Source organism: Caballeronia sp. LjRoot31 (genome assembly GCF_964253885.1).
In the GTDB taxonomy this organism is placed as follows: domain Bacteria; phylum Pseudomonadota; class Gammaproteobacteria; order Burkholderiales; family Burkholderiaceae; genus Caballeronia.
On the sequence record NZ_CAXURX020000003.1, the window covers coordinates 1,283,759 to 1,304,926 of the forward strand.

Genomic DNA, 21,168 nt, shown 5'->3' on the forward strand with positions numbered 1-21,168 from the left:
CTCAGCCCCTTTCAATACGCGGATCGAAGACGGTTTGAAGAATGTCAACCAGGAGATTCAGGATAACGAAGAATAGTGCGAGCACCAGGATCGTGCCTTGCAGCAGCGGCAGGTCCCGCTGGAAGATCGCGGCATTGAGCAGGAAACCGGTGCCCGGCCAGGAGAACACCGTCTCGATCAGGATCGATCCGCCCAGCAGATAACCGAGTTGAAGGCCCATCACTGCCAGCGCGGTCGGCGCGCAGTTCTTCAGCACATGGCGGAACAAGGCGAACTCGCTCAAGCCACGCGCCCTCAATCCGACCATGAATTCCTGCGACAGCGTATCGGCCACCAGCGCGCGGACCGTGCGCGAGATAATACCCATGGGGATGAACGACATGGTGACTGCGGGCAACACGAGGTACTGGAAGTGCGCCCAGTCCCAATGCCAGTCGGCCGAACCGTCGGGTCCCGCGCCGGTGGCGGGCAGCCACATCAGCTTCACCGAGAACACGATCACGAGGACCATGCCCAGCCAGTAATGCGGCACGCTCACGCCGGTGACCGAGACAAGCGAAGCCGCGCGGTCAATCCACGAGCCGCGCATGTAGCCCGCTACAAAGCCAAACAGCGCGCCGAATGCAAATCCGATCAGCGTGGCCAGCGCGGCGATCATCATCGTATTGCCGACCGCCTTGATCACTTCGCCGGCGACCGGGCGGCCGGTAGCAATCGAGGTGCCGAGGTCGCCATGCAGCGCGCGCCAGACCCAGCTAAAGAACTGCACCGGCAACGGCCGGTTGAAACCGTAGAGTTCCATCAACTGCTTCTGCAGGTCAGCCGATGCATCGGGTGGCAGGATGGAAACCAACGGGTCGCCCGGCGCGATATGAACCAGCATGAAGCAGAGGAACGCAACGCCCAGCATGATCGGCAATGCATAGAGCGCGCGCCGTAGAAGATAGGAAAGCATGAGGTGGGGCCCGGTTGCCGTGGTCTGGGCGCAGAGTGCCCAGACCACGGCGGGTTCAGGTCAGTTCATCGACATGGTGGCGATGTCTATAAACCAGCTCTTCGGTTGCACCACGCCGTGCACCTTGGCCGAGATCGCGCGGGGGCCTGTGTCGTGCGCGATCCAGATGAACGGCGCGTCGTCGACAATGTCTCCGTGCAACTGCGCGAGCAGCACGTCGCGCTGTTTCGCGTCGAAGGTCGTACGAGCTTGCTGGATCAACGCATCGATCTTCGGGTTGCTGTAGTACCCCCAGTTATTCGATACCGGCGGGAAGGCCTGCGTGCTGACGAAACGGACCATGGCGAAGAACGGGTCCATTGATGCGAAGCTCACGTTGGTCGCATTGGCGCCATGCGCCGACGGGTCCTTCGCACCGAGGCGCCAGTTGGTGTAGAGCGTGTTCCACTCGACCACGTCAAAGCTGACGTCGATGAAGCAGGCCTTCAGGTTCTGTTGCACGAATTCATTCATGGGCAGCGGCTGCATCTGGCCAGACCCCGAAGCCGAAATCTGCACCTTGACCTTCAGCGGCTTCGCTGCCGAATAACCGGCTTCGGTCATCAGCTTGCGGGCTGCGTCCGGGTCGTACTTGATCTGGAAGGTCGGATTGCCGCGCCACGGGTCGCCCGGCTCGAAGGTGCCGGTCGCTTCGCTCATCATGCCGCCCAGCAACTGCTTGAGCGCGGTGCGGTTCACACAGAGGTTGGCTGCGTAACGCACGCGTTTGTCGAGCCACGGGGAACCCGGCAGGAAGGAGAGTTGCCACGGCCACACGTGGGGTTGCGGGTTCGAATAGATCTTGAAGCCGCGCGACTTGATGGCGTCCATGGAATCCGGCGCGGGCGCCTCGATCCAGTCGACCTGACCTGACAGTAGAGCGGCCGTGCGCGTGTTGGCCTCCGGCAGCGGCAGCAGTACCACGCGATCAATCCTCGGCCTGCGCGCCGGGTCCCAGTACTCAGTGTTCTTGACCATCTCCAGGCGTTCGCGCGGCACGAAGCGCGCCATCTTGAACGGGCCGGTACCCGATGCATCGGCGGCGAACGCGATCCACGCCTGCTTGTCGCGCTCGGCGGGATCGGTCACTGTCGCGGGAATGGCGGCGAGTTTTTTCTGCCACTGTACGGGCGAGGCCATATACAGGTTTGCCAGGTTGATCGGCAGGAACGAGTCGGGTTCAGAGGTCGTCAACTCGACCGTCAGGTCATCGATCTTGTGTGCTGAGCGCAGCGTGGGCATGCGCGATGCGGTCACGCCGACCTGGCTTGGGTCGAAGTTCGACGCGCTCTTGTCGAGGACCTTGTCGACGTTCCAGACGACCGCGTCGGCGTTGAATGGCGAGCCGTCGTGGAACTTCACGCCAGGGCGCAGTTTGAAGATCCACTTGGTGTGGTCCTTGGGATCGACTTGCCAGGACGTGGCGAGGTCGGGGATCAGTTCGCTGGGTCCTTTCTCGTGGCTCAGATCCCACTGCGTGAGGCCGTCGTACATGGTTATGCCTGTGAAGCGATTGCCCTCATAACCCTGGTCCGGCTGGCCCAGCGTGCGAGGGATGTCGCCTGCTGTCATTGCGATCCTCAGCACTTTTTCCTGCGCTTGTGCGGTGGCGGGTAGGACCGCGCTGCATGCCAGCGCGCAGGCCCACGTCAGCAAACTTGATTTGATGAAGTTCATGCAGGTACGGTCCTTTATGGTGGTTGATCTTCGGTGGATGTCGGAGAGGGTGGCCAGAAACGGTACACATTCAGTTAGTCATGCTGATATCTACGGAATGGTGAAAGCGATGCCGGCGCGTTCGGCGGCGCCTCGCAGATGGCGTTGCATGGCGGTCATTGCGGCGATGGCGTTGCCGCAGGTAATCGCCGCAACAATGTGTTCGTGTTCCTCGAACGCCTCGATCAGGCGCGGTGTATTGGCGAGGGGAAAGCGTTGGCTTTTACCTATGCGGTCTTCGAACGAGTGCGAGATTTCCGCGAGGATGTCATTGCCGGAGCAGGCAGCGATTGCTTGATGGAAAGCGAGGTCGCAATTGGCGGCGTCGATGAGGTCATTGCGCAGCAGCGCGTCTTTGAAGCGTGCTTGCATGTCGCGGAACTGGCTTGCTATGCCGGGACCGGTTGTTCGTGCGGCGAGCGCGGCGGCGGAGGGCTCGATGATGTAGCGCAGTTGCATGGTTTGCTCGGCGCTACGGCTGACGGGCTCTGTATCGCGTTGTCCGCGATGCGCGACGAACGTGCCTTTGCCGGGGACAGAGCGAAGGAACCCTAACGTCATGAGTACGGACACGGCTTCGCGCAGGGCGCCGCGACTTACACCGAGCTGACCTGCTAGATCGCGCTGTCCGGGCAGGACTTCACCGGGCGCGTATACGCCTGAAAGAATGCGTTGCTGGAGGGTTTGCGCAACGAAATTCGACATGCTCATGCAGTGCACTCCTACCGGTAGGACCGGAGTGCTTATGCGTGAACCGTGCCAGGAGTATGTTGGCTTTTAAAAACAATGGCTTGGGTTGTCGACCGGAATTTTGGAAGTAGGGTATGCACTAGTTCCTTGCGATCGATTCGGTGCATCGCACGAAATCGGGGCAGACGAGGGCGGTCTTACCACCGTCACAACCTATGCGCTTCCAGCAGTAAATTCAAAAAACGCCTCGGCAACCGGGGTCAAGGGCCGCATCTTCTCGACGATTGCGCAAAACGGCATCGAGTAGAACGGCGATTCCGGCAACATTGAATATCGCTCGTATCGTTGCGACGCCCGCTGTACCAGCGCGGCTTGATTCGACAAAACCGAGCGATGCGAGAGACTACTGCTTACCGGTCCCGATCGATCAGAGACGCGTATCTTGTCTTGAGAGCACCTTTCGCAGCCGTTCGAACCCCTGCTTCAGTTCGCGCTCGTTGAGGCTGCCAAATCCGAGCCGCATGGCGTTGACGGGTGCATAGTCATCCGAGAACAAGGTGCCGGTCAGGACGCGTACGCGTTCCCGGACGGCATCGTCTTCGAGGCGTTGCATATCGATTGCCGAATCGAGCGTGAGCCACAACGCCAGGCCACCGTCAGGAGGCGAGACTGTGGCGATCGAACTTAGCTTTTCATGCACCAGCGCAATCGCCATGTCACAGCGTTGCTCGTAGATCTTCACAGCCCGCCTTATGTGTCTCTTGAGTTCTCCGCTCTGCATGAGTTCCGCCACTGCGCGCTCTGTCACCCCATTCCCTTGCCGGTCGATGAGCATCACTTCATTGGCCAGTCGATTGATCACGCTCGGCGGCGCCACGACATAACCAATCCTGAGTCCCGGGGCGAGTATCTTGCTCATTGAGCCTATGTAGATGACCTTGCCCGAGCGATCGACGCTGGCCATTGGCAACATCGGATTGTGCGAAAAATGAAATTCGTGATCGTAGTCGTCCTCCACGATCACGAAGTCGAACTGCTCGGCCAAGGCAAGAAGCCGCATGCGGCGATGAACGGGCATGGTCACCGTGGTCGGAAACTGATGGTGAGGCGTGATGTAGATGGCCCGGATTTTATGGACGCGGCAGATTCTCTCAAGCGACTCAGGAATCATGCCGTGTTCGTCCTGGTCGACGCTAAAGACGGACGCTCCGCAGGCGCGGAACGCGTCTCGTGCAGGAGGGTAGGTGAGTCGTTCCAACGCCACCGCGTCGCCTGGGCGGACCAGGAGGCGAGCGGCCAGATAAATGCCCATCTGACTGCCGCGCACGATGCACACGGTGTCCTCGTCCGCGTTCAGTCCGCGCTCTATCCGAAGCATCGCTGCGATGGTTTGCCTTAGTAGCGCGAGGCCACGGGCATCGCCATAGCCCAGCCGGTTGGAGCGTGCGGATTCGATCAGTGCAAGGCGAAAGGCCCTGGACAAAGCCTCGAATGACACCACGCGCGTATCAGGGGCGCCGTCGGTGAATTCAATAAAGCCGTCCCTTGGAGGCGCCGGCAGCTCTTTCTCGATTCCGTATGGCCGATAGTCAGGGCCTGGCAACGACCCCGCCGACCATTTAAGGACTTCCTCCGCCTTGCTTTCCATTTCCGCGACAGGCAGCGCCGGCGATACGAAAGTCCCGCGCTTTCCCTGCGTGACCAGCCAGCCCTGCGCGGCCAGCTCGTCATAAACCGCCACGATGGTCTTACGGTTCACGCCCAACTGCGTGGCCAGTTCTCTGGACCCCGCCAGCGAGTTCCCCGGGCGCAGAAGTCCCGAGCGGATTTTTTCAACCAGCGCCTGGCTGATCTGAAGGCTCAGCGACACCGGCGAGTTCCGGTCGATGCTGATTGTGAATTCCCAGTTTCTTAACATCGCCAGCTCCTCGCCGTCTTCATCTGAACTCGTCCCTGGACCAGCTATGTCAAAAATACTGGATCACTCGGATGGGCCACGAAAACTATAGCATTTAACAAACGCAAACGAGGTACGTGACGCAATGAACACCTTACCGGGACCTACGACCGATGACCGCTTCGAGGCCGAAGTGTTGTCGGTCTCGCCGCTGAATGACTCTGTCATGAAGGTCCGGCTGATGCCGCTCGCTGGAAAAACGATGAAGTACAGCGAAGGCCAGTTTCTGTCGATCGAGTTGCCGGACGGTGATCTACGCTCTTATTCGATGGCGTCGGCGAGCACGACCGACCGTGTCATTGAATTGCATATCCGCTTGCATCGCGACGGCAAATTCTCGCGGATGCTGCGCAATGAATTGGCAACGGGCGACACCCTGAAGGTTCACGGTCCGTTCGGCACTTGTGTCTGGCAAACGCCTGCGTCGGAGGTCCCGGCGATCGTCATGCTCGCGACGGGGACGGGCATCGCACCGCTCAATGCGCTGCTTGAGGCCGCGTTGCAATCGGGCTGCGCAAATCCGGTCTGGCTGTATTGGGGCGCAACTACTGAAGCAGACTTGTATCTCTCCGCACGTTTCGCAAGTCTTGCGGCAAGTCACCGCAATTTTCATTACGTACCTGTGTTGAGCGGTGCCCTCGGCTATTGGCAAGGAAAACGAGGATTCGTCCAGGACGCGGCCGCGGCCGACCATCCGGACCTCTCGAACTCGCGCGTCTATGCATGTGGCGCGCCGTCGATGATTGCGGCTGCACGAGACCTGCTCGTTGGCATGCATGGTCTCGATCCCGACAATTTCCTCTCCGATTCTTTCGTCGCGTCGGTGATAAGCCGGCCTGCAGACGCGCGCCGCGCACCTGTTCACGTCAACGCCAGCCTTGTACCTGACCAGGTCTCAGGCAACGTGCCCGCGCGAACGTTGCCCTCCTGGACCGGCGACACACTGCTCGCCGCGTTGCGCGAGGCAGACCTCGTCAAGGGTGTGTGCGGCGGCAACCAGTCTTGCGGCACCTGCCGCGTCACGGTTGAAAAAACCTGGTTCGACAGGCTGATGCCGGCTGCGCGGACAGAAAGTCGATTGTTGCAATCGATCGAGGACAGCGGGCCGTTCGACCGGCTCGCCTGCCAGATTGTCCTTGAACCCAAACTGAATGGTCTGAGTGTCAGCGTTCCGCGCGACGCATTCTAGTTGTCCAATTTGCAACCGAAATCCCAAACAGGAGCATCACCCATGAGTACAGAAGCGATTCAGCAGACCCTTGAAGCCGTTGGCCAGCATTACGACGCGCAGAAGATGATGACCGTGCGTCATATGACACGGGATGCGATACGGCAGATCTCCCGCGCGGTCAAACCCGGGATGGTCGAAGAAGACGCTGTCGAAATGGCCAAGGACCTTCTCGCCAGCCTCGGGATGCTGCGCGGTTGGCACGATGTCTATGTCCGCTTTGGCAGCAATACCACGAAGACTTTCGGCGAAGCTTCCGATCCGGGCGTGGTGCTCGGTCAGGACGATATTTTCCTGATCGACATTGGCCCGACATGGAAGGAATGGGAGGGCGACGGCGGCGACACGTTCGTCACCGGGACCGATGCCGGCAAGGCGAGGTGTGCAAGCGATGCACGCGAAATCTTCCATGAAGTACGCAAGCACTGGCTTGAAACAAGCGACAGCGGGAAAGTGCTTTACGAGGTTGCGGTCGCAGCGGCAAAGCGTCGGGGATGGGTGCTGAACATGGATTTGTCGGGCCATCGTCTGGCCGACTTTCCACACGCGGCGATTTACGAAGGTCCGATGGCCGAAGTCGATTTCAAGCCGAGCCGGCAATTGTGGGTTCTCGAAATCCATATTCGCAACGCTGACCACACATACGGCGCGTTCTTCGAGGACATGCTGTTAGAGGACGATTTTTTTAACTAAGGTTTATTCGGTCTACTACTTATTGTTTTCCCGGAGTCGCATCTCGCACAACCAAAGCCTGGTCAAGGCGCTCCCCCGCCGCAGCGGCCAAGCCAAGTCTGCCCACCCTAACGAACAAGAGCCCCGCGATGAAAAGAAATCTGCCTGAAAACACACTGTCCTGTCCGGCCGGCCACGAAGAAAGCCGAACCACTATCACCCGCCGCAACCTGCTCAAACTTTCATTGGCGGGCGTCGGCGCGGCGGCGCTGGGGCGCTCATTCAGTGCAATGGGCGCCGATGCGCCGGGGGCGGATCTTCATGTCGCGAGCATGTTCGACCTGACCGGGAACCTGAATATCTACGGCGTGCAGCTGATGAACGCATCGAAGTACGCGATCGATGCGATCAATAAAGGTGGCGGCGTCATGGGTCGCAAGGTTGTACTGCACACCTACGATACGCAATCGAAGATCGAACTATATTCCCGCTACGCTCAGGAAATTGGTGCCGACGATCGAATCAGCGCCGTCGTCGGATGTATTACCGGCGCGTCGCGGGAAGCTGCGCGGCCTGTGTTGAGCCGATACGGAAAGATTCTCTTTTTTCCGATGATCGACGAGGGCGGCGAGTGCGACAAGTTCACCTTCATGCAAGGCAGCGATTGCGTTCAACAGGAGGCGCCTCTGATCAACTGGGCCGTCAAGAACGCAGGCAAGACAATCTACGTGGTTGCGGCGGACTATGTGTATGGCCACGTCGCGACGGCCTGGACACAATCGCTGGTGGCGAAGGCCGGCGGCACGATTGCGGGCATCGAATACATTCCCCTCGAAGTATCGGATTTCGGCTCGACGATACGCAAGATCCAGGCGGCGGGTCCGGCGGTCGTCATGTCGAACCTCGTTGGCAACAATCACATTGCGTTCTATCGTCAATTTGCCGCGGCCGGGCTGAACAAGTCGATCCGCATCATTTCACCGACCTTCGGACTGGGTAACGAGCAAACCGTGCTTACCCCTCAGGAGGCGAGCGGAATCGTAGTCGCGTACTCGTATTTCGAATCACTCGCCACGCCAGAAAACAAGACGTTCCTCGATGGCTTCAAGGTCCTCTACCCGAATGCGGGCCCGATTCCCGATGGTCCGGTGCAGGTTTGGAACGGCTGGAATCAGTGGCGGCTCGCAGTGGAACAGGCAAAAACCACGAACACTGCGCAGGTAGTCGCCGCGCTCGAGTCAGGCAAGGCCTATGTTGGCCCCAGCGGCAAGGTATCGACCGACGGCCAGTCTCATCGCAATGTGCAGGACATTCACCTTGCGCGGGTCTCAAGCCAAGGCAGCTACGAGATCATCGAGTCGCTGCCGCAGGTTGCGCCTTCGCGTGAAATCGTCGGCGCGGGAACCATTGATCTGATCGGCAAAGACAAAGCAGCGCACAAGATGGTCAACCCCAAAGTCTAGGAGCGTCTCATGTCGATGTCCTCCGTTCTTGTAGTTGCGCTGTCAGTCCTGACGAGCGTCTCCATCCTCGTCATGGTTTCACTGGGTCTCGCGTTGATATTCGGTCTGATGAAGGTCGTCAACATGGCGCATGGCGAGTTCATGATGATTGGCGCATTTACCGCCGTCACGCTGGTCCGTTACGCCGGGATTCCCCTGTTCGTGGCGATCGCGGCGTCGCCGCTACTCAGCGCAGCGGTCGGCGTTGTGGTCGAGGTGGTACTGATCAGACCGTTATACAAGAAGCGGTTGGTGGACACGCTCCTCGTCACGTTCGGACTGAGCCTGATCCTCTTTCAGCTCGCCGTGGATATTTTCGGCACGACATCGGCTGGCATCTCTACGCCGCTTGGGGCGCTGAAGATCGGCACTTACTCCGTGTCAGTCTATTCGTCCTTTGTGTTGCCGGCCGCGGCGTTTGCATCGGTCTTTGGACTCTATCTGGTGTTCACCCGCACGCGTTATGGACTGTTGGCGCGTGCGACGGCTCAGAACGCCGAGATGGCGAGCGCACTGGGCGTCTTCGCGCCACGCATCAACCTCATCACGTTCGCGATCGGTTGCGGCATGGCCGGGTTGGCGGGAGGGCTGATTGCGCCGGTTATTGCGGTCAGCCCCGGCCTTGGACAAACCTATGTCGCGCAGGCATTCATGACCGTGGTAACGGGCGGCCCAGCCTTTGTGTTTGGCACCGTGATGTCATCTGCTTTACTCGGTAGCGTGGCCAACCTTGTCTCGCAGTGGCTGACGACGCTCTGGGGCGTATCCGCTCTGCTCGTGACGGCAATGGTCCTGGTTCGAGTCCTTCCCCAAGGCATATCAGCGTCTTGGCGCCGTAAATTCTAAGCGTCGACGGGAGATTTTTCGTGAACACCAATCCAGAGATTCAAGATGCGTTGATGGCGCAGGCGCCTGACGCCATCCATCCGGGCCGCTCCAACCTGCTGCGGAAAGCGGCTCATCGGGGGCTGGTCTGGCCCGTCTTGCTGGTCGTTGTTGCACTTATCGTGGCGCCACATCTGTCGGTCGCGCTTCAACTGAAGGGCGTGCTTTGGCTCAGCTTCGGCATCGTCGCCTTGAGTCTCGATTTCTTGTGGGGACGAGCCGGCATTTTCAGCTTCGGCCAGAACGCGCTATTTGGAGTGGGTGCGTACGCTTACGCAATCTTCTCCTTGAACGTGTTTCCGGTCACACATGAAACGGGCAGTGCGCTGGTTGCGGCAGCACTGGCCTCGGCGGTGTTTGCCGGCATGCTGGGATACGTACTCTTCTACGGCAAGATCGGTGATGTTTACCTGGCGATCGTCACGCTCGCGATCACGCTCGTTTTGTATTCGGTTATTTCGAGCACGTCGGGTCCGCAATATCACATTGGCGAGGCACTTCTGGGTGGCTTCAACGGGATTCCTTCCCTGCCGTCCATCGCGTTGGGCTGGCCGGGTAACGAGTCCACCTCCGAGCTTTCGCCCTCAGCCATGTTCGGTTTCGCTGCTTGCGTGGCAGGGCTGATGTACAGCGTAGTCAGGTTTCTTGTGACGGGGCGATTCGGCCGGATGCTCGCCGGACTTCGCGAGAACGAGCTTCGCATGGATCTGCTCGGCTACGACACACGCCGGCTCAAGCTGATTGCCTTTGTTATCGGTGGCGCACTTGCTGGAATCGGCGGCGCACTTTTTGCCGCATGGGGAACGTTTGTCAATCCGGCGATATTCAGCCTTCCGCAGGCCGCGCTGATCGTGATATGGGTGATGGTCGGCGGGCGCGGTTCGCTGGGCGGCGCGTTCCTCGGAGTCGTCCTCGTCCAGTGGATCTCCGACGAAGCCGAAAACGTGATCAGCGAACAGACGCCGCTCATTTTGGGCGTGCTGCTCGTCGTGACGGTGATGCTTGCGCCGTCGGGTGTCGCGTCGCTCCTTCGCCGGCCGATCGATTATTTGCTTCGCTTCATTAGCAAACCGTCGCGACCTGAGGCCGCCGCCGACCTGTTCGATGGAGAGGCGGATACGTTGCCCGATGTTCACGAGAGCGGCGTGCGTTTGAGCGGTGTCATGCGTGCCAATGCGATCGCGAAGAACTTCGGTGGGGTCTCCGTGTTGCGTGGAATCAGTGTCGACTTCGTAGGTCCCGGGATTCATGTGGTGATCGGTGCGAACGGCGCCGGCAAGAGCACGTTCTTTGGCGTGTTGACGGGCCGCCATCAAGCGACGGATGGTCAAGTCGTTCTTAATGACATCGACATCACCCGGGCACCGACATTCAAGCGAGCCCGTCACGGCCTCGGCATCAAAACTCAGGTTCCGAGCCTGTTTCCCGGCCTTTCCGTCCAGGAGAATCTTCGCCTGGCTCATTACGAGCCTGGACGCAGCCGGAGCACACGGCTCGTGCGCCGAACGCTTCAAGCAGTCGGCTTGCACCGCAAGATGAATGCGCTCGTCGCGGAGCTTGCGCATGGCGAACAGCAATGGCTCGAAATCGCGATGGTGCTTGCGCAAGACCCGGCCGTGATCTTGCTGGACGAGCCTGCAGCAGGCATGACCGCGCAAGAGCGGAGCAATACGGTTGCATTGATCCAGCAACTGGCGATCGATCATACGGTGATCGTGGTCGAGCACGACATGAGCTTTATCCGTGCGTTGAGCGCGCCCATTTCAATGCTGCATCAAGGGAAGATTTTCCGTCAGGGCACGTTTGAAGAGATCACGTCGGATCCCATCGTCATCGATGCTTACCTGGGAAGAAATCATGCTGCTCACCACTAGTGATTTATGGTCGGGGTACGGCAACGTCACCATCCTGCGCGGCGTGGATTTCAACATCGAAGCGGGCGAAGTGGTTGCCGTCCTCGGACGAAATGGCGTCGGCAAGACGACTTTGATCCGGACCCTGTCAGGCGCGTTGCCTTGTCAGCGAGGCGGTATCCAGTTGAATCAGGTCGAGATCAGTTCGACGGCCGCTCACCGGCGTGCGCAGATCGGCATCGCCTGTGTGCCGCAAGGGCGTCAGATCTTCACTCAACTGACAGTTGCAGAAAACATGCTGGTCGGCGCCTATGCAATGGGCTTTGATCACAAGCGTATCAAGCAGAAGATGGAAGTTCTAATGGTCGATTTCCCGTCGCTCGTGCCCAAGCTCAAGCATCTTGGGGGCAGTCTCAGCGGCGGGCAACAGCAATTGCTGGCGCTCGCCAGGGCGTTGATCACCGAACCCAGACTGCTGTTGCTCGATGAACCGTCCGAAGGTATTCAGCCATCCTTACTTGATGACATTTCACGCGTATTGCAAGCGGTTTCATCGCGGGACGGGTTGTCCGTGGTGCTGGTCGAGCAGAACCTGGATTTTGCCCGGCAACTGGCATCCCGTGCGTACTTGATGGAGTCGGGACGCATCAGCGGAACGGTCGCCATCACTGACACGATTGACGATAAAGCGCTGGATCGCGAGCTGTTCGGTGCAGTGCTCTAGCGGCATCCGACTCATTTTTTCTTTAACCGTCGATATCGATTCGTTGCCCAAGCCAAGGAAGAACCATCATGAATGAGCCAATCAAGGACTCCCGTCTGTCTCAGCCGGAATTGTGCTTTATCACGGCCGAAGAAGCATTGCAAAGGTTTCGCGACCGAAGCCTTTCGCCAGTAGACCTGATGAAAGCGGTCATCGCGCGCTGCGAGTCCGTCAATCCGAAGGTCAATGCGATCACCAACCGGTTTTACGAGCAGGCGCTGGATCAGGCCGCGAGTGCCGAAGCGCGGTATCAGTCAGGCGTTGAGGTTCGTCCGCTGGAAGGCATTCCGCTTGCGGTGAAGGAGCTTCACCCGGTCAAAGGGGTGACGACTTCCTGGGGCTCGAAGGTTTTCGAAGGCGTGGTCGCCGATCGCACGATTCCTGCGGTGCAGCGCCTTTTCGATGCCGGCGCGATCATGCACATTCGCACGACGACCCCCGAATTTGCACATGCAGGCCATTGCCACAGCCCCCTCTATGGTGTGACCCGGAACCCGTGGGATACCGATTTCAGCAGCGGCGGGTCCTCTGGCGGATCGGCAGTCGCCGTGGCAACCGGCATGACGACGCTGGCGGAAGGCGATGACGGTGGCGGCTCGCTGCGCATTCCCGCCTCGGCTTGCGGAACAGTCGGCTACAAGCCCGCCTACGGACGCGTTCCGGGCTTGCTGCTCGATACGATGTTCGAGTCGATCGTGCATATCGGCCCGATCACGCGAAGCGTCGGTGACGCCGCGCTGATGCTCAATGTGATGTCTGGCCAACACCCGGACGACATCACAAGCCTGCGCGATCGGGTCGTCATTCCCACCGCTACCTCGGGAGGCATGCAAGGCCTGCGGGTCGCTTTCTCCAGCAATCTGGGCTTCGTCGAAGTTGATAACGAAGTCGCCCGGAACACGGCGGAAGCTGTCCGCAAGATGCAGGCGGCGGGCGCCGTAGTGGAACAGGTCAATCTCGATTGGAATGAAAGTGCCTACGATGCCTGGGTAACGCATTGGGAAGGACTCTTCGCGACGATCGTCGGCCATCATATTCCGCAATGGCAATACAAGATGGACCCGTTCGTGCGCAGTCTGATCCATCGTGGTTTCGGTCACAGCGCGGTACGCGTCAAGCAGACCGAAATGGTGCGTTCGGCAATGTGGCAGAAGCTGTCGGCCGTGTTCGAGCGGTTCGACGTGCTGGTGTGTCCAACGCTCGCCGTGCCTGCTCTCAAAGCGGAACACAAGAACGACGACGTCGGATTCACGATCAACGGCAAACCGGTCGATGCGTATCTCGCCTGGGCACTGACGTATCCGTTCAATCTACTGAGCCAATGTCCGGCGATCTCCGTGCCATCGGGCATGAGCCCCCAGGGTCTTCCGACAGGGTTGCAGATCGTGGGGCGTCCGTTCGACGATCTGACCGTATTCAAGGCCGCAGCCGCGTTCGAGCAGGCGGCGCCGTGGGCTCAAGCCCATCCTCAACCGTAAAGCGGAGAATCCACTTGAAAACAGTTGCTGTCTTTCGGCATGTTCTGTTCGAAGACCTGGGAACACTGCGAGGGGTGCTTGAAGAGCGAGGCTATGAGATCCGCTACTTCGACATGGGCGTGGATGATCCGAGGCGTGCGGAGATTGAAGAGGCAGACTTGATGGTCGTGCTAGGCGGTCCAATCGGCGTATTCGACGATGACCTTTATCCGTTCCTTCGGACCGAGCTTGCTGTCATTTCGGAGCGTCTGCTGTCAGGGCGGCCGATCCTCGGCATTTGCCTGGGAGCGCAACTCATGGCCCGTGCGCTTGGAGCACGAGTCACGCCGATGGAACACAAGGAAATTGCTTTTGGTTGTGTTTCGCTGAGCCCCGAGGGCCGGGCATCGGCCTTGGGACATCTGGGCGATGACGTTCCAGTGCTGCACTGGCACGGCGACGAATTTCAGATGCCTGAGGGATGCCACGTTTTGGCGTCGACGGCGCAATGCAAGAATCAGGCATTCCAATATGGTGCTTGCGCGCTTGCGCTGCAATTTCATCTCGAAGCCGACGTTGCGCGAATCGAGCAATGGTTGATTGGTCATAGCGTTGAACTGATGCAGAACGACGTGTCTATGACCGCGTTGAGGGAAAGTGCGTTGCGCTCAGGTGCCGCGTTGGGCAAGGCGGCATCTCAGGTATTTAATGCCTGGGTAAACTCGGTCCCGGGCCTCACGGAGCGCCCCGATGGCTAAAGACAGGCCGCCGGGGAGTCTGGTACTCGCACTGTGCGAGTACCGTCATCAGTTGCGCTGTGCGCTGGCATTTTAGTTTTCAGTTGAGCCTGCGCAACATCGACGAATACTTGCGAGGCGCAACTTATTCAAGCCCGGCCAAATCTTGCTGAAGCGACTACGCTTCCCCAAGCGGCTCCCCGGCAATGGGCGGAGTAACAGCTCTTTCCGTTGCCGCTTTCACGCGGCCCACCCAAATCGCCGCGAACGACACGAGGGCGGCAGCCAACAAGCCGTTGACGCCATAACCCCGGATGGCGCCATGCGCATCGAACGACAGGAACAGTCCGCCTAGCCACGCACCGCAACCGGCACCGAGTGCTTGCAGTGCGCTGTTCGTGCTGAGGAAAGCGCCGCGGTTAGACGGTTCGGGAACGGTCGTCAGCAACGCCTGCATCGGCACCATGCGGCCGGACACGATCACCATGAACACGGGGAACAGCAGCACCATTGCGATGAACGGCAGGCTCGGCAGGTGAGTGATGAACAGCACGGGCAGCAAGGACAGCACCACCAGCAGACGGAACATCCGACGACTGCCGTAACGGTCGGAAAGCCGGCCGACAAGCCGTGCCGTGAAGAACGTCGCGGCGCCGCCCGCCATGTATAACCACGACAACTGTGCCGGGGCGACGCCGTGGTTAGCCACAAGCATCGGCGAGATGAACGGGATCACCAGCATCTGCGACACCATTACGATGAACGTAAGCGCGAATGCGTTGGCGTTACGCGGGTTCGACACCAGGCGCCACAGCGTAGGCAGCACGCTTCCCAACGGAGGTTGCTTGCGGCGTAGATGTTCGGTGAGCGAAGGCACGATCTGCATTCCGGCCAGCCAGATCACAACCGACAAAGCCGCGAGCAAGATGAACGGCGTGAACCAGCCGAAGTGCGCGCCTAGCAAAACGCCGGCCGGGACGCCCGCCACTGCGGCGAGCGAAAAGGCCGTCATGATCGTGCCGGTCGCGGCGCCGCGGCGGGCAGCGGGAATGACGTCGCTGACGATAGCCATGATGACCGATCCCAGCACGCCGCCGGTGATCCCCGCAAAAGCGCGCGCGATCAGCAGCATGGGGAAGCTGGTGGCGCAGGCGCACGCAAGGTTCGACAGCGCGAACAGCGCATAGACCGCTAACATGAGACGGCGGCGATCGAAACGATCAATGTAAGTGGCGGCAAGCAGCCCCGAGAGACCGGAACACCACGAATAAGCTGAGACAGCGGTGGCGAACGCGGCAGGTGATATCTGAAAGCTCCGCATGATCTGCGGGCCAAGGGGCATCATCACCATGAAGTCCATGATGATGGTGAATTGCGTAAGCGCAAGCAGCCAGAGAAGGCGGCGCTCGCGACTCGCATCCAGACTATACATATAGCCATCCTAATTAAATGTTTTTCAGTGGCTAAGACGGAGAAAGCGCGAGTCAGTCGTCGATGGATTCGTGAACCGCTTCAACGCCACGTTTCCAATAGCTGGCAGCGCGAATCCGGGTCTTGTCGACACCGCGTTCCGTGCATAGATGCTGACGCACGGCGCGCATGATGGTGGCTTCCCCCGCGGCCCAGACGTAGCCCTCGCCGGTCGGCAGATACATCTCGCGCAAGGCCAGCAACAAGGCTCCGCCGGGGAAGTCCGATTCGCTGCGGTAGCGCCATTCGGCGTACAGGTCGGTCTGCGTCGTGAAGTCGATGCGTGCTGACGGATCTTCCACTTCAATCAGCGCGGCTACGCGAGTTCCCGGCGGTAGCTCTTCCAGCCTACGTGCAATGGCAGGGAGCGCGGTCTCGTCGCCGATCAGCAGATGCCAGTCGAAACCCGTGGGGATCGTAAAGGAGCCGCGCGGGCCACCGATTCCCAGATACTGTCCTACCTTCGCCTGCGCCGCCCACGTCGCGGCGGGTCCCGCCTCATGCAGCGCGAACTCGATGTCGAGCTCGCGCGCTTCGCGATCGTATCGGCGCGGGGTGAAGTCGCGTGCGATTGGCCGCGGCTGGCCGTCCGCGAATACCGGACCATTCGGACCGGCCGTGGGCATGACCGGCTTCTCGGCTCCGGGCGGGGGAAAGAAGACCTTGATGTGGTCGTCGAAGGACGCGGATTCGAAGTCGTGGAGATCGTCGCCGCTTAACGTGATGCGCACGAGGTGCGGCGTAAGCGGTTGAACGCGCTTGACTTGAGCCAGGCGGAATTTAAGTTGATGGCGGACGCGGCCGACCGCCAGATCGGGTCTGTTTTGCATTGTTTGTTCTCTTAAGTATTGATTCATGCCGGATTGCCGGTGGTTTTTCCTTCGATCTCGGCCGTCGCACGCGCAAGGATGGCGGCAATGCGGCGTTGCTCGCTAGCGGATGCGTCGGTTCGGATCAGCAATGCGTGCTTGAGGGCGCGGCGTGCCTGGATGAATTCGGGCAACCAAGCGTTGCTGTCGCCATTAGCGTCTGCGTTTTCGTCGGTTGCTTCGCCTGCAAATGCGCGGCGCACTGAATCCATCTTGCGGGCGAAATGGCTTAGCTTGGCCAGCATCAGGTCAACGCGCTCGCGGTTGGTCGCCAGGTAGTTGCGGCCAGGTTCGGCTAATGCATAACGCTTGCGATTGCCTTCCACTTCAACCGTTGCATAACCCAGTTCTTCCAGATAAGTCAGCGCTGGATAGACCATGCCCGGGCTCGGGCTGTAAAAACCGTTCGAGCGAACTTCGAGCGCCTTGATCAGCTCGTAGCCGTGGCGCGGCGCTTCGGCCAGAAGGGCGAGCAGGAGCAACTGGAGGTCGTCGGAGGTGAACTTGCGGCCACGCGGCATGCCGTCGTCACCGCGGCCGCCAAATCCTCCCGGACCGCCTGGGAAGCGGCCGTCGTCGTCATGGCGGTGGTGGTGGCGACCGATTGCATGCCACAGTGCATGCATGGAAAAACGGTCTGAAGATTCAAATCCAGCTTCGGGGCGAGCGAACTCGCGATTTCGATGATGTCTCATCGTAAAACTCCGTGGTTATCGTAAAACAGATCTTAAGATATATATCTTAAGATAGGTTGTCAATATTTTTCGGAGGGATGCGAGGAGGAGCGTTGGCGCGTGGAGGGCGGCCCGAGGCGTTGCGTTCTAGCGGTACGATTCGAGTCCTGCACGCGTCGCCACGGGCTCCGAACCGCTGTGCTGAAACCTGCAATGCTTAAGTATCCGGCGCTCATAACCATATCGGAATTGAATAATTCTCAAGGGGACGAGGCGTCGCTACTCTGGGCGCTGATTTCGCCCGCGAGGATTTATGCAGATGGATGGTTCCGATGTTTTCGATGGACGGCGGCGCGTATTGCGCTTGCTGGGCGCCGCGCCGGCTGCCGTTGCGCTAGGCGGATTCAGGTCGCGGGAGGCGAGGGCGGCGGACGCGGCCCTCGGTTCCGTCACGCTGGTGCTGGGCGATCAGGCCGGCGGCACGCGCGCGCTGGCCGAGGCGGCCAAGGTGCTCGACGGCACGCCGTACGCCTTCAAGTGGGCTAATTTCCAGGGTGCTGCGCCGCTCTTCGAAGCGCAGCGCGCGGGTGCCGTCGACCTCGCTCCTGCTGGCGATTTGCCGGTGCTGGCCGCGGCCGTTGGCGATCCGACACTCAAGATCGTTGCGACACGCGTTGGCTCGGGCTCGCAGTTGGGCATCCTCGTTCCGGCGGATTCGAAGCTGCGCAGCGTGGCGGATCTCAAGGGACGCACGGTGTTTGTTTCATCGGCACGCGGCAGCATTTCGCAGTTCCAGCTCTACGGCGCGCTGGCGGAAGCCGGCCTTTCGCGCGATGACGTTTCAGTGCGGTTTGTATTGCCAGTCGACGCGTTCACTGCATTTGAGTCGGGAAGTATCGATGTCTGGGCGACCTTCGATCCGTACTTCGGGACAGCAGTTCAACGGGGTGCGCGGGTGCTGCGGGATGGTACCGGGATCAATAGCGGCCTGGGCTTTGTAACGGCGTCCGGTGCTGCTGCGGCCGATCCGCTAAAGCGCCTCGCTATTGCAGATGTGTTGCAGCGTTTGCAGCGCGCGGGTGATTGGGCGGTCGCCAATCCCGATGCGTACGCGCATGTCTACGCGTCGCTCACCCGTCTTCCTTTCGATGCCGCCAGGACCATTACCGCACGATCAGCGCTGAAACAACGCTTTGTCGCCGAGAACGATATTGTCGCGTTGCAGCGGGTTGCGGATATCGCTTTCCGCGATGCGATCCTGCCAAGACGGATCGATGTGCGTGCCATCTCCGATACGCAGATCGGGAAGGCCTGAAGGCGCTTGACGGCGGCCGAATAAGAAGGCGATGTGTGATGCATCGCCTTATTCGCTCAGCGCCGTTTCAAATCAGTCGAGCAGATCGGGTTCGGCTTCGACCAGGCCTTCATACAAGCTCTCGAACGAAAACAGCGCGCCTCCCGGACGGCCAACCCGCTCATGCGTCAACGCCGCCACGTCATGCGGAATGCGCTGAGGCGTACCGGCGGCTTCGGCGAGCAGTTGCGTGTGGCACGCGTTATCCAGCGCGAGATACCACCAGGCAGCCGCTTCCACCGTGGGGCCCGCGGTCAGGATGCCGTGATTCTTCAGGATCACCGCCTTGCTCGAACCCAGCGCGTCGGCAATGCGCGCGCCTTCCCTGGTGTCGAGAACCACACCCTGGAAGTCATCGAATAGTTCGTGATCCTCATAGAATGAACAAGAATCCTGCGTAAGCGGATCGAGTTTGCGTCCGAGGGTCGACCACGCTTTTCCGTATAGCGAATGCGTATGCGCAGCCGCGACAATATCCGGACGGGCTTCGTGAATGGCCGCGTGAATCGCAAAGGCGGCTTGATTGACCGGACCCTTGCCGACCACGATCTCGCCTGCGCTGTTCACCAGCAGCAAGTCGGAAACCCTTATGCGCGCGAAGTGCTTGCCAAGCGGATTGACCCAGAAATGATCAGGCCATTCAGGGTCGCGCGCAGTGATATGGCCGGCCAGGCCTTGATCGAAACCGTGGCGGGCGAACAGGCGAAACGCGCCGGCAAGCCGCTCCAGGCGATGCCGGCGTTCGGCTGCGGGCGTCGCCGGAGCCGGGACTTCATCGAACCAGAATTTGCGGACGGGCGTGGCGTGCAGGGTGAGGCCGGGCGCGTCGGTGAGGGTGCTCATTGTTTTGATGTCCTTTGGCGTTCAAGCGCGTTCTGAGTCGTCCGGATGAACTAGTGCCGCGAGCGGCAGGCGTAGTCCCGGCGAGTGTCCCTGGTGCGAACCGGCAGAAGGCTCAATCGGTCGATGCCAGTGAACAGTCTCAAAGGCTAGCACCCGGGCCTGCAAAGGTTAAATATCAAATGAAGATAACCATATCGATCGCGCATGGGTGGCGCTCTGCAACGAGGCTTGGTTTTTCCTAAGCGCTTATCGATTCAAACGAAAACGTCCCTAGCGCCGTCCGGACCTCATCCAGCGTTTGTTGCGTGACAGCCTTGGCGCGCTGCGTGCCCTCCCTAAGCACACTAAAGACGTATTGCGGATCCTGGGCGAATCGTTCCCGCCGTTCCCGTATGGGGGCGATCAGCGCCTGCAGCTTATCTTCCAGTCGATGCTTGAGCGCCATGTCGCCGAGCCCTCCTGCGCGATACGCCGCCTTCAGGCGTTCCACCTCGGCGCGGTCGTCGTCGAATACGTCCAGATACGTAAAGACCATGTTGCCCTCCACGGTCCCTGGATCAGACGCGCGCAGATGGGCCGGATCGGTGTACATGCGTTTTACCGCTTCGCGTATGGCGTCGGGCGAGGATGAAAGCGCAATCGAGTTGTTCTGCGATTTGCTCATCTTGGCTTTGCCGTCGACGCCGGGGAGGCGGCCCATCGCCGGGATCAATGCCTCGGCTTCCGGCAGAACATCGACGCCCGCTTGCCGGTTGATGCGGCGAACGATTTCGTTGGTCTGTTCAATCAACGGAGCCTGGTCCTCTCCCACCGGAACGAAATGCGCTTTGAACCCGGTGATATCGGCGGCTTGCGCCACGGGATAGCATAAAAAGCCTGCCGGAATATCGCGCCCAAAACCGCGGGCTTGAATCTCTTCCTTGATAGTCGGGTTACGTTCAAGGCGCGCGACGGTGACAAAGTTCAGGTAAAGCAGGGTCAATTCGGCGAGGGCCGGCAGAGCTGATTGCACGGCGATGGTGCTCTTGTCCGGATCAATGCCGACAGCCAGATAATCCAGCGCCACTTCCAGTACGTTACGACGCACTTTGTCTGGATCATGAGCGTTGTCGGTCATGGCCTGGGTATCGGCGACGAGGAGATATTGCGTGTGTGTTTCCTGAAGCTCGAGCCGGGTTTTCAGCGAGCCAACATAATGGCCCAGATGCAGCGGCCCGGTCGGGCGGTCACCGGTCAGGACGGTGAGGCGCGGTGCAGAAGGCGGAGTGTCGTGCATATCGTGCATAAACGGGTTCTCTTGGAGAACCACCGCAGGACGAGCGAACCGGGAGATGAAGCCATGTCGGCCGGACTGCGGCGGTCATGGTCATTAAAAAAGACGTGACAACGCCGCTCCTTCAGGAGCGGCACCAGGTATGAGCAGTAGCGGGATTGATCGCGGGCATGACGTAAGAATGCCATAGAGCAGGGATTGCTGACAACGCCCGACTCCCAGCTAAGTGGT

General features: G+C 59.9%; 18 protein-coding genes. 9 read left to right on the forward strand and 9 right to left on the reverse strand.

The features are described 5' to 3' along the window. Position 1: 1 nt before the first annotated feature. The 4 genes from ACSQ8V_RS34450 to ACSQ8V_RS34465 form a co-directional block, all read right to left on the reverse strand. A complete protein-coding gene (locus ACSQ8V_RS34450) occupies positions 2 to 955 on the reverse strand; it encodes an ABC transporter permease (protein WP_436186191.1) in 954 nt (317 codons plus the stop codon). A 60-nt stretch (positions 956 to 1,015) separates the two neighbouring features. Next, positions 1,016 to 2,671: an ABC transporter substrate-binding protein gene (locus ACSQ8V_RS34455; protein ID WP_436208811.1), complete on the reverse strand. Its 1,656-nt coding sequence runs from the start codon at positions 2,669 to 2,671 to the stop codon at positions 1,016 to 1,018. Positions 2,672 to 2,761: 90 nt separating this feature from the next. After that, on the reverse strand, positions 2,762 to 3,421 hold the full coding sequence (locus ACSQ8V_RS34460; protein ID WP_436208812.1) for a FadR/GntR family transcriptional regulator: 660 nt from the start codon (positions 3,419 to 3,421) through the stop codon (positions 2,762 to 2,764). 406 nt (positions 3,422 to 3,827) lie between these two features. Beyond that, a complete protein-coding gene (locus ACSQ8V_RS34465) occupies positions 3,828 to 5,318 on the reverse strand; it encodes a PLP-dependent aminotransferase family protein (protein ID WP_436208813.1) in 1,491 nt (496 codons plus the stop codon). A 124-nt stretch (positions 5,319 to 5,442) separates the two neighbouring features. On the opposite strand from ACSQ8V_RS34465, the gene ACSQ8V_RS34470 reads away from it, so the two are divergent. The 8 genes from ACSQ8V_RS34470 to ACSQ8V_RS34505 all read left to right on the forward strand — a co-directional run bounded on the left by ACSQ8V_RS34470 (position 5,443) and on the right by ACSQ8V_RS34505 (position 14,475). Then, entirely contained in the window at positions 5,443 to 6,546 is a 1,104-nt protein-coding gene (locus tag ACSQ8V_RS34470; protein ID WP_436208814.1) for an FAD-binding oxidoreductase, read from the forward strand. A 42-nt stretch (positions 6,547 to 6,588) separates the two neighbouring features. Next, a complete protein-coding gene (locus ACSQ8V_RS34475) occupies positions 6,589 to 7,278 on the forward strand; it encodes a M24 family metallopeptidase (protein WP_213762882.1) in 690 nt (229 codons plus the stop codon). A 128-nt stretch (positions 7,279 to 7,406) separates the two neighbouring features. Then, a complete protein-coding gene (locus ACSQ8V_RS34480; protein WP_436208815.1) occupies positions 7,407 to 8,720 on the forward strand; it encodes a transporter substrate-binding protein in 1,314 nt (437 codons plus the stop codon). 9 nt (positions 8,721 to 8,729) lie between these two features. Then, positions 8,730 to 9,605 (forward strand): ABC transporter permease subunit, encoded by an 876-nt coding sequence (locus tag ACSQ8V_RS34485; RefSeq protein WP_213762880.1) that lies wholly within the window; start codon positions 8,730 to 8,732, stop codon positions 9,603 to 9,605. Between the two features lie 20 nt (positions 9,606 to 9,625). Continuing rightward, complete coding sequence (locus ACSQ8V_RS34490) at positions 9,626 to 11,518, forward strand: ABC transporter permease subunit (RefSeq protein WP_436208816.1); 1,893 nt, start codon at positions 9,626 to 9,628, stop codon at positions 11,516 to 11,518. Beyond that, positions 11,502 to 12,221 carry an ABC transporter ATP-binding protein gene (locus tag ACSQ8V_RS34495; protein ID WP_436208817.1) on the forward strand — a complete coding sequence of 240 codons (720 nt, stop codon included), beginning with the start codon at positions 11,502 to 11,504 and terminating at the stop codon, positions 12,219 to 12,221. Before ACSQ8V_RS34490 ends, ACSQ8V_RS34495 begins: the two co-directional genes overlap by 17 nt. A gap of 68 nt (positions 12,222 to 12,289) precedes the next feature. Next, positions 12,290 to 13,738, forward strand: a complete 1,449-nt coding sequence (locus tag ACSQ8V_RS34500; protein WP_436208818.1) for an amidase — start codon at positions 12,290 to 12,292, stop codon at positions 13,736 to 13,738. Between the two features lie 14 nt (positions 13,739 to 13,752). Continuing rightward, positions 13,753 to 14,475 (forward strand): glutamine amidotransferase, encoded by a 723-nt coding sequence (locus ACSQ8V_RS34505; protein ID WP_436208819.1) that lies wholly within the window; start codon positions 13,753 to 13,755, stop codon positions 14,473 to 14,475. Positions 14,476 to 14,632: 157 nt separating this feature from the next. Here ACSQ8V_RS34505 and ACSQ8V_RS34510 read toward each other — a convergent pair whose 3' ends face one another. Genes ACSQ8V_RS34510 through ACSQ8V_RS34520 form a run of 3 tightly spaced genes read right to left on the reverse strand, consistent with a single transcriptional unit; the run spans position 14,633 to position 17,488 of the window. Then, positions 14,633 to 15,886: an MFS transporter gene (locus tag ACSQ8V_RS34510; protein ID WP_436186201.1), complete on the reverse strand. Its 1,254-nt coding sequence runs from the start codon at positions 15,884 to 15,886 to the stop codon at positions 14,633 to 14,635. A gap of 52 nt (positions 15,887 to 15,938) precedes the next feature. Further along, positions 15,939 to 16,754, reverse strand: a complete 816-nt coding sequence (locus ACSQ8V_RS34515; RefSeq protein WP_436208820.1) for a siderophore-interacting protein — start codon at positions 16,752 to 16,754, stop codon at positions 15,939 to 15,941. 23 nt (positions 16,755 to 16,777) lie between these two features. Next, complete coding sequence (locus ACSQ8V_RS34520; protein WP_213762874.1) at positions 16,778 to 17,488, reverse strand: PadR family transcriptional regulator; 711 nt, start codon at positions 17,486 to 17,488, stop codon at positions 16,778 to 16,780. 292 nt (positions 17,489 to 17,780) lie between these two features. Here ACSQ8V_RS34520 and ACSQ8V_RS34525 point away from each other — a divergent pair, with 292 nt between their 5' ends. Further along, positions 17,781 to 18,782: an ABC transporter substrate-binding protein gene (locus ACSQ8V_RS34525; protein WP_436208821.1), complete on the forward strand. Its 1,002-nt coding sequence runs from the start codon at positions 17,781 to 17,783 to the stop codon at positions 18,780 to 18,782. A 72-nt stretch (positions 18,783 to 18,854) separates the two neighbouring features. Here the strand turns inward: ACSQ8V_RS34525 and ACSQ8V_RS34530 are convergent, their stop codons facing one another. Further along, on the reverse strand, positions 18,855 to 19,664 hold the full coding sequence (locus ACSQ8V_RS34530; RefSeq protein WP_213762872.1) for a class II aldolase/adducin family protein: 810 nt from the start codon (positions 19,662 to 19,664) through the stop codon (positions 18,855 to 18,857). A 238-nt stretch (positions 19,665 to 19,902) separates the two neighbouring features. Further along, a complete protein-coding gene (gene trpS, locus ACSQ8V_RS34535) occupies positions 19,903 to 20,940 on the reverse strand; it encodes a tryptophan--tRNA ligase (RefSeq protein WP_436209248.1) in 1,038 nt (345 codons plus the stop codon). Positions 20,941 to 21,168: the final 228 nt, after the last annotated feature.